At 71.8% G+C, this 14,457-nt stretch carries 14 protein-coding genes; 9 read left to right on the top strand and 5 right to left on the bottom strand.

The features are described from left to right. Positions 1-26 precede the first annotated feature (26 nt). A complete protein-coding gene (locus ACZ607_RS26890; RefSeq protein ID WP_469739342.1) occupies positions 27-623 on the bottom strand; it encodes a TetR/AcrR family transcriptional regulator in 597 nt (198 codons plus the stop codon). 442 nt (positions 624-1,065) lie between these two features. Between ACZ607_RS26890 and ACZ607_RS26885 the strand changes: the two genes are divergently transcribed. From ACZ607_RS26885 to ACZ607_RS26875, 3 genes are read left to right on the top strand one after another with little or no spacing between them, the layout of a single operon-like run. Further along, positions 1,066-2,130, top strand: a complete 1,065-nt coding sequence (locus ACZ607_RS26885) for a FecCD family ABC transporter permease (protein WP_469738630.1) — start codon at positions 1,066-1,068, stop codon at positions 2,128-2,130. Further along, positions 2,130-2,903 carry an ABC transporter ATP-binding protein gene (locus tag ACZ607_RS26880; protein WP_469738628.1) on the top strand — a complete coding sequence of 258 codons (774 nt, stop codon included), beginning with the start codon at positions 2,130-2,132 and terminating at the stop codon, positions 2,901-2,903. The genes ACZ607_RS26885 and ACZ607_RS26880 overlap by 1 nt, the downstream gene beginning before the upstream one ends. Positions 2,904-2,956: 53 nt before the next feature. Then, a complete protein-coding gene (locus ACZ607_RS26875) occupies positions 2,957-3,985 on the top strand; it encodes an ABC transporter substrate-binding protein (protein ID WP_469738626.1) in 1,029 nt (342 codons plus the stop codon). 26 nt (positions 3,986-4,011) lie between these two features. On the opposite strand, the gene ACZ607_RS26870 is transcribed toward ACZ607_RS26875, so the two are convergent. Then, entirely contained in the window at positions 4,012-5,175 is a 1,164-nt protein-coding gene (locus tag ACZ607_RS26870) for a glutathione-independent formaldehyde dehydrogenase (RefSeq protein ID WP_469738624.1), read from the bottom strand. Positions 5,176-5,583: 408 nt separating this feature from the next. Between ACZ607_RS26870 and ACZ607_RS26865 the strand changes: the two genes are divergently transcribed. Next, entirely contained in the window at positions 5,584-5,730 is a 147-nt protein-coding gene (locus ACZ607_RS26865; RefSeq protein ID WP_469738622.1) for an SCO1431 family membrane protein, read from the top strand. A gap of 81 nt (positions 5,731-5,811) precedes the next feature. Here ACZ607_RS26865 and ACZ607_RS26860 read toward each other — a convergent pair whose 3' ends face one another. Next, entirely contained in the window at positions 5,812-7,086 is a 1,275-nt protein-coding gene (locus tag ACZ607_RS26860) for a glycoside hydrolase family 18 protein (protein WP_469738620.1), read from the bottom strand. 351 nt (positions 7,087-7,437) lie between these two features. Here ACZ607_RS26860 and ACZ607_RS26855 point away from each other — a divergent pair, with 351 nt between their 5' ends. Then, the gene (locus ACZ607_RS26855) at positions 7,438-8,610 is read left to right on the top strand and encodes an acyl-CoA dehydrogenase family protein (protein WP_469738618.1); all 1,173 of its coding nucleotides are present in this window, start codon (positions 7,438-7,440) and stop codon (positions 8,608-8,610) included. 396 nt (positions 8,611-9,006) lie between these two features. On the opposite strand, the gene ACZ607_RS26850 is transcribed toward ACZ607_RS26855, so the two are convergent. Next, positions 9,007-9,426, bottom strand: a complete 420-nt coding sequence (locus tag ACZ607_RS26850; RefSeq protein ID WP_469738616.1) for a hypothetical protein — start codon at positions 9,424-9,426, stop codon at positions 9,007-9,009. A 203-nt stretch (positions 9,427-9,629) separates the two neighbouring features. Between ACZ607_RS26850 and ACZ607_RS26845 the strand changes: the two genes are divergently transcribed. The 4 genes from ACZ607_RS26845 (at position 9,630) to fxsA (ending at position 13,751) form a co-directional block, all read left to right on the top strand. Further along, on the top strand, positions 9,630-10,070 hold the full coding sequence (locus ACZ607_RS26845) for an Lrp/AsnC family transcriptional regulator (RefSeq protein WP_033304241.1): 441 nt from the start codon (positions 9,630-9,632) through the stop codon (positions 10,068-10,070). 67 nt (positions 10,071-10,137) lie between these two features. Beyond that, positions 10,138-11,778 (top strand): amidohydrolase, encoded by a 1,641-nt coding sequence (locus ACZ607_RS26840; RefSeq protein ID WP_469738614.1) that lies wholly within the window; start codon positions 10,138-10,140, stop codon positions 11,776-11,778. A gap of 539 nt (positions 11,779-12,317) precedes the next feature. Then, positions 12,318-13,085 (top strand): polyprenol monophosphomannose synthase, encoded by a 768-nt coding sequence (locus tag ACZ607_RS26835; RefSeq protein WP_469738612.1) that lies wholly within the window; start codon positions 12,318-12,320, stop codon positions 13,083-13,085. 66 nt (positions 13,086-13,151) lie between these two features. Then, positions 13,152-13,751, top strand: a complete 600-nt coding sequence (gene fxsA, locus ACZ607_RS26830; RefSeq protein ID WP_469738610.1) for an FxsA family membrane protein — start codon at positions 13,152-13,154, stop codon at positions 13,749-13,751. A gap of 145 nt (positions 13,752-13,896) precedes the next feature. On the opposite strand, the gene ACZ607_RS26825 is transcribed toward fxsA, so the two are convergent. Beyond that, complete coding sequence (locus ACZ607_RS26825) at positions 13,897-14,271, bottom strand: RNA polymerase-binding protein RbpA (RefSeq protein ID WP_078598328.1); 375 nt, start codon at positions 14,269-14,271, stop codon at positions 13,897-13,899. Positions 14,272-14,457: the final 186 nt, after the last annotated feature.

The raw sequence follows: 14,457 nt of genomic DNA, 5'->3' as shown, positions 1-14,457 counted from the left end.
GGGATGGTTCGGTTCCGGGTGGTCGTTCAGCGGCGGGTGGTGGGCGCGGCGAGCAGTCCCACCAGCGCGTCCTCCAGCGCGTCGGCGGTCCGCTCCCAGGAGGGGCCGGCCTCGGCCGGGTCCTCGGCCAGGGCGTACTCGCGCTCCGCGCAGGTGTGGACGATCAGGTGGCGGGCCATGTCGGCACGCGCCTTGCGGGCCTCGGGAGGAACGAGGTCGTGCAGGCACCGGCCCAGCCCCTGGAGGGTGCGGCGCAGGCTGTCGCGGGTGAGGGACTCGTCCGCCACCAGCACCCGCATGAGGGGATCGGTCATGACCTGCACGGCGAAACGCGCGTGCCAGGACGGGACGCCCAGGGCCGCGTTGTGCTCGGTCACCGGGCGGATGAAGCAGCGCACCCAGTCCCGCAGGTCGGTGCTGTCGCCCGCGGTCTCCACGTACCGCGCGCGGATCACGTCGACCTCGGCGCCGTGCCTGCTCATGATGGCCCGTACGAGCGTCGCCCTGCTGCCGAAGTGGTAGCTGACGGCGGTGTTGTTGCCCTGGCCCGCCGCTTCGCCGATCTGCCGGTTGGAGACGTTCGACAGGCCGTGCTCGGCGTAGAGGCGCTCGGCCGCCGCCATGATGGCCTCGCGTGTGCCGGCGCCGCGGCCGGTGCGAGGCTCGGTTCTGTTCGCCACGTCGTCAACTGCCTTCCTGGGTACGCCTTCCCGGGCAACTAGACATGGCTCCTTCCGTTTAAGTCAATCGACTGACTTAAACGAGTACCCCGGGTGGCCGGTGATGGCCGGAAACACGCGCCGCGCCTGCCGGCACTTCCCCCTGCGGGGCAGCCCCGGAGCACGCGCTAGGCTGCAGACGCCTCGTGGGGGAAGTCCGGTCGAATTCCGGCGCTGACCCGCAACGGTAGGCGGACCCGCACACGGTTCCGTAAGCCCGATCACCCGCGGTGGCGAAGCTCCTGTTGATCGCCGTGGACTGCGAGAGGCGCTGCGAACGGCGCCTGGCGTCCCGAGCCGCTCCTTGGATGACGTAGGCACGGCCCGAGGCGAAAGTGATCCGCCTGTGGCCACGCCCCCCGACCGAATACCGCCCCGGCGCGTCCCCCTGCCCCTCCTCGTGACCGGGCTGTGCGTCGCGCTCCCGGTGTCCCTCGCCTGCGGAGCGGGGATCGGCGCGTCGGGGCTCACGTGGGGGGAGGCGCTGCACCACCTGTGGGCGGGACTGACCGGTGGCGTCATCGCCCCGGACGAGGTCTCCTCGTACACCATCGTCTGGGAGCTCCGCTTCCCGCGCTCCGTGCTCGCCGCCGTCGTCGGGGCGGGTCTGTCGGCCGTGGGAGTCGCCGTACAGGCGATGGTGCGCAACGCGCTCGCCGACCCCTTCGTCCTCGGCATCTCCTCGGGCGCGGCGGTCGGCGCCAACGCCGTGCTGATCTTCGGGGCCTTCGGGGCGCTCGGCGTCTGGGCGCTGTCCACGGCGGCCTTCCTCTCCGCGCTCCTCGCCATGGTGCTCGTGTACACGATCGCCCGGACCGCCCGGGGCCTGACACCGCTCCGGCTCGTGCTGACCGGCACCGCCATGTACTACGGATTCTCGGCCGTGACCACCTTCATGGTGTTCGCCGCCGAACGGGGCGAGGCGGCACGGTCCGCGATGATGTGGCTGCTCGGCAGCCTGGGCGGCGCCAACTGGTCCTCCGTACCGATCGCCGCCGGCGCCGTGCTCTGCGGCCTCGCCCACCTCGGCTGGTCGGCACGGCGCCTGAACACCCTCGCCATGGGCGACGAGACCGCCGCCGCGCTGGGAGTCGACGCCGGCCGCCTGCGCAAGGAGCTCTTCCTCGTCTCCGCCGCCGTCACCGGGGCGGTCGTCGCGGTCAGCGGGGCCATCGGCTTCGTGGGCCTGATGGTCCCGCACGCCGCACGGATGCTGGTCGGCGCGGACCACCGCCGCCTGCTGGCCGTCGCGCCCCTCGCGGGCGCCGTCCTGCTGATCTGGGTGGACATCCTGTCGCGGGTGGTCCTCGCGCCGGCCGAACTGCCCGTGGGCGTACTGACCGCCGCCGTCGGCGTGCCGTGCTTCGTCCTGCTCATGCGCCGCCGCACCTACACCTTCGGAGGCGTCTGATGCAGGTCGACATCGACACACTCACCGTCGAGATCGCCGGCGCGCGCCTCGTCGAGGACGTCACGCTGCGCGCGGGCACGGGGCAGGTCGTCGGCCTGGTCGGGCCCAACGGCAGCGGCAAGTCGACCCTGCTGCGCTGCGTCTACCGGGCCCTGCGCCCCTCGGCCGGCTCGGTCCGGATCGGCGGCGAGGACCTGCGGGCGATGACGGCACGGGAGAGCGCGCGCAGGCTGGCGGCCCTTCCCCAGGAAGTGGCCGCGGAGTTCGACTTCACCGTCGCCGAGATCGTGGCCATGGGCCGCCAGCCGCACCAGGGCGCGATGGCCCGCGCCACCGACGAGGACCGCCGGATCTGCGAGACCGCGCTGAAGGACGTCGGCGCCGCCCATCTGGCCGACCGCGGCTTCCTCACCCTCTCCGGCGGGGAGAAGCAACGGGTCCTGATCGCCCGCGCGTTCGCCCAGCGGCCTCGGGTGCTGGTGCTCGACGAGCCCACCAACCACCTGGACATCGCCCAGCAGCTGGAGGTTCTCGCGCTGGTGCGCGGCAGCGGTCTGACCGTGCTCACCGCCCTGCACGACCTCAACCTCGCCGCGCTCCACTGCGACCTCCTCCACGTCATCGACGCCGGACGGATCGTCGCCTCCGGCGCGCCCCACGACGTCCTCACCCCCGAACTGCTGGCCGGCGTCTTCGGCGTACGCGCGCATCGCGTGCCGCACCCCGAGACCGGCGCCGTACAGCTGCTCCTCGACCGCCTCCCCGCCGCGTGAGCGCCCCGCCCCGTCCCGTCCCGCCCGTCCTGCCCCAAGGAGTTCCCACCACCATGCGTGCCCTCGTACGCCCTGCCGCGCTCGCCCTCGCCCTCACCGTCTCCCTCGCCCTCACCGGCTGCGGGGCGGACGTCGCCCCGGGAGGAGGGGAGGGCGACGACGCCCGGGCGGCCGACGGCCGCTACCCGGTGACCGTCGAGAACTGCGGCGAGAAGAAGACGTACGACAAGGCGCCGCAGCGGGTGGTCACCAATGACGTCGGCATCACCGAGATCATGTTCTCGCTCGGGCTGGAGGACCACATGGCCGGATACGTGATGCCCGACGACAAGGGTGACCTGACCTCCGTCCCGTGGAAGGACGGGTACCGGAAGACGAAATGGCTGTCGAAGGAGCAGATCAACAAGGAACTGGTCCTGGACGCCGGTGCCGATCTCGTCTTCGCGGGCTGGAACTACGGCTTCAGCGAGGGCGAGGGCTTCACCCCCGCCGCGCTGGAGCGGGTGGGCGTGGACTCGTATCTGCTCAGCGAGTCCTGCCGTAACGGGCAGGGCAAGGCCCGCGGGGTCATGGCACCGCTCGACGCCCTCTACACCGACCTGCGGAACCTCGGCCGGATCTTCGACGTCGAGGACCGGGCCGCCGCGCTCATCGCCTCGTTCCGGAAGCAGGTGGCCGAGGCGCAGGCCAAGGCCCCGAAGGGCGCCGACCGCCCGCGGGTCTTCCTCTACGACGACGGCCAGGACAAGCCCCTGACCTCCGGCGCCTACGCGGGCCCCCACGACATCATCACCAAGGCCGGCGGCGACCACATCATGAAGGACCTGGAGGACAGCTGGACCACGGTGGGCTGGGAGACCGTCGTCGCCCGCGACCCGGAGGTCATCGTGATCAACAACTACGGGGACACCACCGCCGAGCGGAAGCGGGCGTTCCTGAAGTCGTACAAGCCTCTCGCGAACGTCTCCGCCGTCAAGAACGACCGGATCGTCGTCCTCGACTACGTGGACCTCGTCGAGAGCCCGCGCAACCCGGCGGCGATCAGCTCACTCGCCGCGGAGCTGCGGAAGCTGCGTTCCTGACGCGGGCGCGGCCTCCAGGGGGCTGCCTAGGCGGGCACGGTCTCAGGGTGCAGAACGACCTTCGTCCAGCCGGCCTGGCGCGTGTCGAACTTCTCGTACGCGCCGGGCGCCTCGTCGAGCGGGAGGTCGTGCGAGACCAGGAAGGACGGCTCGGCCTCGCCGCCGGCGATCAGGTCGCGCAGCGCACGGTTGTAGCGCTTGACCGGCGCCTGACCCGTGCCCATGCTCTGGCCCTTGAACCACATGAGCCCGTAGTCCAGCGGGATCTTCCCCTGGGCCTCCAGCTCGTTCTGCGCCTTCTCCCCGCCGGGGTCCTCGGGCAGGAACACCCCGACGACACCGAGCCGGCCGGTGAAGCGCACCGAGTCGATGAGCTGGTTGAGCGTGAGGGAGGCGTCCTCCTGCCCCTGCGGATCGTGGGCCTGATAGCCCACGCACTCACAGCCGTTGTCCGCGCCGAGCCCGAGGGTGGCCTCCTTGATCACCTCGGCGGGGTCCTCCTTGCTCGTGTCGATCGCGATCGCCCCCAGGTGCTCCGCCAGCGTCAGCCGGTCCGGCTGGTGGTCGGCGACCCACACCCGGCCCGCGCCCTTGAGCACCGCCGAGTACGCGGCCATCAGACCGACCGGGCCCGCCCCGAAGACCACGGTCTGGTCGCCGGGCTTCACCCCGGCCATCTCGGTGGCGTGGTAGCCCGTCGGGAAGATGTCCGCGAGCATCACGTAGTCGTTCTGCCGCTCGACGGCGTCCTCGCCCAGCCGCAGCGCGTTGAAGTCGCCGAACGGGACGCGCAGATACTCCGCCTGGCCCCCGGCGTACGGTCCCATCTCGGCGAACCCGTACGCCGCTCCGGCCATGGCCGGCTCGGGCTGCATCGTGAGGCAGTAGTTCGTCAGCCCCCGCTCGCACTGCTTGCAGAAGCCGCAGGCGATGTTGAAGGGCAGGACCACGTACTCGCCCACCTTCACCTTGCTGACCCCGGAGCCGACCTCCACCACCTCGCCCAGGTTCTCGTGCCCGAGGCTGCGCCCCTGCTCGAAGGACGTACGGCCCTCGTACATGTGCAGGTCGGAGCCGCAGATGTTCGTGGACGTGATCCGGACGATGATGTCGTTGGGGTGTTCGATCCTGGCGTCGGGGACTTCGCTGACGCTGACGTCGTGCGGGCCGTTGTAGACCACTGCCTTCATCTCGAGCCACGCTTTCCGACCACGCGCCGCGCCCCGGCCGCCGTCCGGCGGCGCAGGGCCGCGGAGTGGTCCGCTCGCTTGTCCGGGCGATGGTGTCCCGGTCCCCGGCGTCACTCGGCGTACGCCCCGCGCCGGGCTCACCTCTCCAGCGTGGCACCACCCGGACGGCGTCGCGAACGCTGGGCGAGGGCCGGGCCCGGAGCGGTGCCGGGGCGCGGCCTGTGGCGTCCCCCACACCTGGCGCCCCCGGGATCCGGCGCTTCCCGTGCGGCACCGGGGAGAAGCGGATCGCCGCCTTCCGGCCGGGCCGACCGCTGTGACCCGGGTCTCTACCGCCCCGGCCGTCTCCGCTGGCACTGTGGTCGGGTCACGGGGGACGACCACAGCCGACCGACCGAGCGAGATGCCATGACCGCGACCACAGCCGAGAACCGGACCCACACCCGCGCCCGCACCGGCGGCCCCAAGGACGGGCCGAAGGTCCTGGAGCACGTCCTTGGCTGGACGCTCGTCGTCGTCCTCGCCATGTTCGTCACCCAGGCCGGACTGATGTGACCCCCGGACGACGGGTGGGGTGGGGCGCCCGCCCGGCACCCCACCCCTGACCCGCCCTGCGGGTCGTGTACCCCGTCGGGGCTAGTTGATGGCCCGGATCAGCTCACCGTCCGACGTGTCGCCGCTGAGCTCCCAGAAGAAGGTGCCTCCCAGGCCCTGCTCGTTCTTGTAGTCCATCTTCGTGGCGATGGTGGCCGGGGTGTCGTAGCTCCACCAGTTGCTGCCGCAGAGGGCGTACGCCGTGCCCGCGACCGTGTTCGTCGCCGGGCAGCTGTTCTTCAGGACCTTGTAGTCCTCGATGCCCGCCTCGTACGTCCCCGGGGCCGCCCCCGTCGCCGTACCGCCCGGCTCCTCCTGGGTGACGCCGGTCCAGCCGCGGCCGTAGAAGCCGATCCCCAGCAGGAGCTTCTCCGCGGGGATGCCCAGGCCCTTGAGCTTGGAGATCGCCGCGTCGCTGTTGAAGCCCTCCGTCGGGATGCCCGGGTAGGAGGTCAGCGGTGAGTGCGGAGCCGTCGGCCCCTGCGCCGCGAACGCGCCGAAGAAGTCGTACGTCATCGGGTTGTACCAGTCCAGGTACTTGGCCGCACCCGCGTAGTCCACCGCGTCGATCTTGCCGCCGTCGGACCCGTCCGCGGTGATCGCCGAGGTGATCAGGTTGTCGTCGCCGAACTTGGACCGCAGCGCCGAGAGGAGTTCGCCGTACGCGTCACGGCCACTGGTGTCACAGGTCAGCCCGCAGGCGTTCGGGTACTCCCAGTCGATGTCGATGCCGTCGAAGACATCGGCCCAGCGCGGGTCCTCGACCAGGTCGTAGCAGGAGTCGGCGAAGGCGGCCGGGTTCTGCGCGGCCTCACCGAAGCCGCCGGACCAGCTCCAGCCGCCGAAGGACCAGATGACCTTCAGGTCGGGGTGGAGCTTCTTGAGCTTGCGCAACTGGTTGAAGTTGCCCCGGAGTTCCTGGTCCCAGGTGTCCGCGACGCCGTCGACCGACTGGTCGGCGGTGTAGGCCTTCTCGTAGTCGGCGTAGCTGTCGCCGATGGTGCACTTGCCGCCCTGGACGTTCCCGAAGGCGTAGTTGATGTGCGTGAGCTTGTCGGCCGAGCCCGACGTCTCGATGTTCTTGACGTGGTAATTGCGGTCGTAGACACCCCAGTTGGTGAAGTATCCGACCACCTTGCCGCCGGCCGCGGTGGGCGCGGCCTCGGCGGCCGCAGGTGCGGCGGCCTCGGAAGCGGCCGGGGCGGCACCCGCGGACGACGTACCGGCGACGCCGAGCAGAGCGGCCCCGAGCGCGGCGGTACAGACGGTGGCGGCGAACGCCCGGAGACGGGCGCGAGGACGGTGAAGTCCGGTCATTGTGGCTCCTCGTGGGGGAGGGCTTGGGAGGTGTGGGGGGTGCCTGCCCTGTCCACCGGAGTTGGCATGGACGCGATGAGGCATTGGGGGAGACCGTAGAAGGACTAGACCAGTTGGGTCAATGGTTCGGACCAATTTCCCTGATCACGGCTCCCGCTACCCGGTGACGCCCGCGCTCCGATCGGGCATACTCAACGCGCCACAGCCGCTGGCCAGCACCTCCCGTGATCCGGGAAGGCAGGATCGGCTGGGGAGCCGTAGATTTCCGGGCAACGCCCGGGACCACCCGGCGGTGCGGCGCACACCCCGCGCGCGACCGCCGTCACGCCCGACAGGGAGGAGAGCGCCGTCATGTCCGACCGTGCCCAGCAGCCGGTGGAACGCCGTCTGCCCACCGAGGAGTCCCGGCAGCTCATCGAGCTCGTACGCGACATCGTGTCGAAGGAGATCGCTCCCCGGGCGGCCGAGGAGGAGGAAGCGGGCTTCTTCCCGCGCCCGGTCTTCACCCTCCTCTCCGAAGCCGGCCTGCTCGGCCTTCCGTACGACTCCGCGCACGGCGGCGGGGACCAGCCGTACGAGGTCTATCTCCAGGTCCTCGAAGAGCTGGCGGCCGCCAGGCTCTCCGTCGGCCTCGGCGTCAGCGTCCACTCGCTCGCCTGCCACGCGCTCGCCGGATACGGCACCGAGGCACAACAGACCGCCCATCTCCCCGACATGCTGGCGGGCGGCCTGCTCGGCGCCTACTGCCTCTCCGAGCCCGCCTCGGGCTCCGACGCCGCCTCGCTCCGCACGAGGGCCGTGCGGGACGGCGAGGACTGGGTGCTCACCGGGACCAAGGCCTGGATCACCCACGGAGGCGTCGCCGACTTCTGCACGGTGCTGGCGCGCACCGGGGAGGACGGCCCCCGCGGGATCACCGCCTTCCTCGTGCCCGGCGACGCCGAGGGCCTGAACGCCGCCCTCCCGGAGAAGAAGATGGGCATGAAGGGCTCGCCCACCGCCCAGCTGCACTTCGACGGCGTACGGATCTCCGACGACCGCCGGATCGGCGACGAGGGGCAGGGCTTCGCCATCGCCCTGTCCGCGCTCGACTCGGGGCGGCTGGGAATCGCCGCCTGCGCCGTCGGCGTCGCCCAGGCGGCCCTGGACGAGGCGGTCCGGTACGCCACCGACCGGCGCCAGTTCGGCCGGCCCATCGCGGACTTCCAGGGGCTGCGCTTCATGCTCGCCGACATGGCCACCCGGATCGAGGCCGGCCGGGCGCTCTACCTGGAGGCGGCACGGCTCCGCGACGCGGGCCTGCCGTTCTCGCGGCAGGCGGCGATGGCGAAACTGTTCTGCACGGACGCCGCCATGCAGGTGACCACCGACGCGGTCCAGGTCCTCGGCGGCTACGGCTACACCCTCGACTTCCCGGTCGAGCGGCTGATGCGCGAGGCCAAGGTGCTCCAGATCGTCGAAGGCACCAATCAGATCCAGCGCATGGTCATCGCCCGTCACCTCGCGGGTCCCGAGACGCGCTGACCCGGACCGGCCGGTCCGACCAGACCGGTGTCGTCATGATCCGGTTCCACTCCTGGTCATGACGGCCCGGCAGGGTGCGCCCCGCACCCTCCCAATGACGCAGCATGGCCCGGTAGATGGGCGGGTCGGTGGTGTGCGACGCGGGCTGCGCCGACGGCTCCCGGGACTGCGGTCCCGGCTGCGGAACCGATTCTCCGGTCGTGGGTGCGGCGAGACGGCGGCGTACGGGGCCGGCCGTTGAATGCAGCGTGGTCATACAGAGCCAACGCCGTCACGGGGCCTCGGGTCACTGCCCGGCCGATTCGCGCGCCCGTTCCTCGGGTGCCGCGGCCACCGGCCGGTGCGTTCGCACCACGCCGGCCCGGCCGTCGTGGTGCGCGCGGAGATGCGGAGCCGTCAGGCGGCGTGACGCCGCGTCTGCGGCATGTACCGCAGAGGACGCGAGCCGGGGCCGCCGGCGTGCGAGAAGGGCTGCATCCGCCAGTCGAGCCCCTGAGGGAGCGTCAACAGCAGGGCGGTCTCCTGCTCCTGGACGCCCGGCGAGGCGTCGGCCGGACGCGCCCGGGAGGCGTCGCGGTTCGTACCGGGGCAGACGGTGAGGACGAACGGGTTCCACGGCGTGGGGCACAGCGCGTGCTCGGGAAGCACGTCCTCGTCCGCCAGCAGGGCGATCGGCTGGGCGCAGTCCGGGCAGATCACCCGGTACATCTCGAAAGTGTCGTACGCGTCGGCGACGGCGTCCTCGTCCGGAGCGGCGTACGAGACGTCCTCGTCGGGATCCGGTCCGGTACGTCCGGTGAGCTTCAGGCTCTGCATGGGTCTTTCCCCCCTCGGGTGGGCCGGCCAGGCGCCACGGCCTCGGCCACAGCAAGCACTTCCCGTGGGGAGTCGGCCGTAACCGCGAGGTCGTCGGCTACCGATGCGTAAACCTGTGGCATTCATCACATGCCCTGCGAACATGCCCTTCCTGCGCTCCCACGACTGTGCCTGGAGGGACCCGGGGCCATAGGTTGATCCGCATGGAGGAGCTGGACCGTCAGATTGTGGAGTTGCTCGTCAAGGACGGGCGGATGAGCTACACCGACCTGGGCAAGGCCACCGGCCTGTCCACCTCGGCCGTTCATCAGCGTGTCCGCCGGCTGGAGCAGCGCGGGGTGATCCGGGGCTACGCCGCGGTCGTCGACCCCGAGGCCGTCGGCCTGCCCCTCACCGCTTTCATCTCGGTGAAACCCTTCGACCCGAGCGCCCCCGACGACATCGCCGAGCGGCTCGCCGGGGTGCCGGAGCTGGAGGCGTGCCACAGCGTCGCGGGCGACGAGAACTACATCCTCAAGGTGCGCGTCTCCAGCCCCCTGGAGCTGGAGCACCTGCTCACCCGCATCCGTACGCTGGCCGGCGTCTCCACCCGTACGACCGTCGTCCTCTCCACGCCCTACGAGGCGCGCCCGCCGCGTATCTGAGGACCCTCCCCGGCGTTGCGCGGGGGGCGGGGGAGGAACCGGTCACGGCAGGCGCGAGACTGGTCCCATGACCGAGAGCACCGCCCCCCAGAGCGAACACCGCACCGTGCTGCTGCGCGGTGGAGACGTCCACAGCCCCGCCGATCCGTTCGCCACCGCGATGGTCGTCGAACGCGGGCATGTCGCCTGGGTGGGCTCCGAAGGGGCGGCCGACGCCTTCGCGAGCGGCGTCGACGAGGTGGTCGACCTGGAAGGGGCCCTGGTCACCCCGGCCTTCACCGACTCCCACGTCCACACCACGTCGACCGGACTCGCCCTCACCGGGCTGGACCTCTCCGGTGCGCGCACGCTCGCCGAAGCCCTCGGGCTGGTGCGTGCGTTCGCGAACGGAGAGGCGGGCGCCGGGGTGATCCTCGGCCATGGATGGGACGCCGCCCGCTGGCCCGAGCAGCGGCCCCCGTCGCGCGCCGAGCTCGACGAGGCGGCCGGCGGCCGGGCCCTCTATCTGCCCCGTGTCGACGTCCACTCCGCCGTCGTGACCACGGCGCTCCTGGACCTGGTCCCCGGTGTCACCGGGCTGGCCGGCTGTCACCCCGACGCCCCCCTGACCGGCGACGCCCACCACGCGGTGCGGGCGGCCGCCCACGGCGCCGTCACCCCGGCCCAGCGGGCCCGGGCCCAGCGCGCCGCCCTGGCGCACGCGGCCTCGCTCGGGATCGGCACCGTCCACGAGTGCGCGGGCCCCGAGATCTCCGACGAGGAGGACTTCACCGGGCTGCTGAGGCTCGCCTCGGAGGAGCCGGGCCCCCGGGTCTTCGGATACTGGGCCGAGGCCGTCGAGGGCGAGAAGAGCGCCCGCCGGATCCGGGAGCTCGGCGCCATCGGCGCGGCCGGAGACCTCTTCGTCGACGGCTCCCTCGGCTCCCACACCGCACACCTGCACGAGCCCTACGCCGACGCCCCGCACACCGGCACGGCCCGGCTCGACGCCGCCGCCATCGCCGCGCACGTGACGGCGTGCACCGAGGCGGGGCTCCAGGCGGGCTTCCACGCCATCGGCGACGCCGCGGTCTCCGCCGTGGTCGCCGGCGTCAGGGCCGCAGCGGAGACCCTCGGCCTCGCCCGCGTCCGGGCGGCCAGGCACCGGGTGGAACACGCCGAGATGCTCACCCCCGAGACCGTCGCCGCCTTCGCGGAGCTGGGCCTCACCGCCTCCGTCCAGCCCGCCTTCGACGCGGCCTGGGGAGGCCCGGACGGCATGTACGCCCGGCGCCTGGGCGCGGAGCGCGCCGCCACCCTCAACCCGTACGCGGCCCTGCTGCGCGCGGGCGTGCCCCTCGCCTTCGGCTCGGACAGCCCGGTGACCCCGCTGGATCCCTGGGGCACCGTGCGGGCCGCCGCCCATCACCGCACGCCCGGCCACCGTGTCTCCGCACGGGCCGGTTTCACCGCGCACACCCGGGGCGGCTGGCGTGCCGTGGGACGGGACGACGGCGGTGTGCTCGTCCCGGGGGCCCCGGCGGACTACGCCGTCTGGCGCACCGGAGACCTGCTGGTCCAGGCCCCGGACGACCGGGTCGCGCGCTGGTCCACCGACCCCCGCTCCGGCACCCCGGGGCTGCCCGATCTCAGGCCGGGCGCCGAGCTTCCGGTCTGCCTGCGGACCGTGGTCTTCGGACAAACTGTCTACGTAAGGCCGAACGAGTGACGTCGGGACATTTCGTACCGCCGATCGAAGGCGCGGAGGCTCGGCCACGACCTGCGAGTCCTGGGCCCTGACCTGGCATTTCCGGAAGAAACAGCAGGTCGAACGACTGTTGACAGAAAGTGCCCACGGGCCGGTAGGTTCGGCCGGGTCCACCACTGGACGTCCGACCGGTCAAACCTCCACGCAGTCGTCGAACGCCGCTGGGTCATGGGGTGGTGTGCCGCACCGGCGCACCACCACTGACAGCCAGGTTCAGCGCCCGCGCCTCGGGGGCGAGGGAAGGTTTCGTCCGGACGGCAGGTGTGACCCGGGTGGGGCCCGGAGGTTCAGTAGACAACGGCTCTCGGTCGACCCGCAGCCAGCGGGTCCCAGGTCGGCCCGAAGGACACCGGGCCCCGATCCGCAGGAGTGGGGCGCCCTTCTGTCCGAAGTTCCACGCTTCTGTCCGTGCGCCACACGCCGCCCCGTGACCGCGTCGGAGTCCGGGCGCGTCGTGCTGGATATGGTGTGCACCTGCGTACGGACTTTAAGGGGCAGTAGTGAACGACGGCGGTCAGAGGCAGTTCGGCCCGCTCGGCGGAGTCTTGGTGATCATTCCGACCTACAACGAGGCCGAGAACGTCAAGCTGATCGTCGCCCGGGTGCGCGCCGCCGTCCCCGAAGCGGACATCCTCGTCGCCGACGACAACAGCCCCGACGGCACCGGCAAGGTCGCCGACGAGCTCGCGGCGGCGGACAGCCAGGTGCACGTCCTGCACCGCAAGGGCAAGGAAGGGCTCGGCGCCGCCTATCTGGCCGGCTTCCGCTGGGGCTCCGAGCACGGTTACGGCGTCCTGGTCGAGATGGACGCGGACGGCTCGCACCAGCCGGAGGAACTGCCCCGGCTCCTCACCGCCCTGAAGGGCGCCGACCTGGTCCTCGGCTCGCGCTGGGTCCCGGGCGGCCGCGTGGTCAACTGGCCCAGGCACCGCGAGATGATCTCGCGCGGCGGCAGCCTCTACTCCCGGATGCTGCTCGGCCTCTCGGTCCGGGACGTCACCGGGGGCTACCGGGCCTTCCGCACCGAGACCCTGGACGGCCTCGGCCTCGACCAGGTCGCCTCCCAGGGCTACTGCTTCCAGGTCGACCTCGCCCGGCGGGCCGTCGAGGCCGGCTACCACGTGGTCGAGGTGCCGATCACCTTCATGGAGCGGGAGATCGGCGACTCCAAGATGAGCCGCGACATCCTCGTCGAGGCCCTCTGGCGGGTCACCGGGTGGGGCATCACCGGCCGGGCCAACAAGGTGCTGGGCCGCAAGGCCTCCTGACCGCCCCCGCGGTCCCATGATCACCCCCTTACGCCGCTCGCACCCCGGTGCAGGCACACTGGGAGCATGACGACCGGCACACCGCCTCCGAACCGTCCACGGCGCTCACGCGCCCGTACCCTCCTGCCGCTGGGCGTCGCCGCCTGGCTGGTGCTGGAGATCTGGCTGCTCACCGTGGTGGCCGGTGCGACGAACGGCTTCACCGTGCTGCTGATCCTGGTCGCCGGCGCCGTGCTCGGTGCCGCGGTGATCAAGCGGGCGGGCCGGCGGGCCTTCCGCAACCTCACCGAGACCCTCCAGCAGATGCCGGGGCAGCCCGGCGCGCCCGCCACGCCCGCCGAGGCCCCGGCCCCGGCGGGCAGCAAGGGCAACGGCTTCCTGATGCTGGGCGGTCTGCTCCTGATGATCCCCGGCGTGGTCTCCGACGCCGCGGGGCTCCTGCTCCTGCTGCCCCCGGTCCGCTCCGTGCTCGGGCGCTACACGGAACGCTCCCTGGAGCGCCGGATGAGGGCGGCGACCCCGGGAGGCCTCTCCGACGCCTTCCAGCAGGCCCGTATCCACCGGCCCGACGGCAAGGTGGTGCAGGGCGAGGTCATCCGTGAGGACGGCACGTCCGCACGGCCCCGCCCCGACGACGGCCAGGACCGCCCGCCCCTGATCCCCTGAACGCGCGTACGGACACTCCGGTCCCCTCGACGTGAGGAGCGACCGCGCGCACGGACAAAGAGCCGCGGGCCGCGACACATGTTCTGTGTCGCGGCCCGCGGCTCTTGATCGGTGCGGTGGTGCGCATCCGTGCGGTGTGGTGCGGTCAGGCAGACTTCCTGCTGTCCCGCGGGTGCACGGCGATGTTCATGGCACCGGAGCGCAGGACCGCCAGCCTCTCGGCCAGCACTTCCTCCAGCTCCTCGCGCGTACGCCGCTCCATGAGCATGTCCCAGTGCGTTCGCGCGGGCTTGCCCTTCTTCTCCTCGGGGCCATCCCCGTCCACCAGGAGTGCCGTGGCGCCGCACGCCTTGCACTCCCACTCCGCCGGAATTTCCGCCTCTACCGAGAACGGCATCTCAAATCGATGGCCGTTCGGGCATGCGTACTCCACCGCCTGGCGCGGGGCCAGATCGATGCCGCGGTCCGTCTCGTAGCTGGTAACCACGAGTCGCGTACCGCGGAGAGCTCGCTCACTCATGAATCGTGCCTCCCGGGCTTGTCGCCCACAGGACAGGTGTCGCTGTCGTCGTCATCCGGTCAACGTCCGGTCGGCGGCAAAGATTCCCGTTGCCGGTCATGCGTCGCCCGTCGTGCCGCTGCTTGGTCCGGGTTTACTACCCACCGGTGCCCGGTTTGTCACCTCTGGTCGAAGTTGTCACCCAAC

The organism is Streptomyces sp. NPDC104381, from assembly GCF_055583745.1.
Note: the sequence above shows the minus strand (reverse complement) of the source record. Positions and strands in the feature narration are given on the sequence as shown.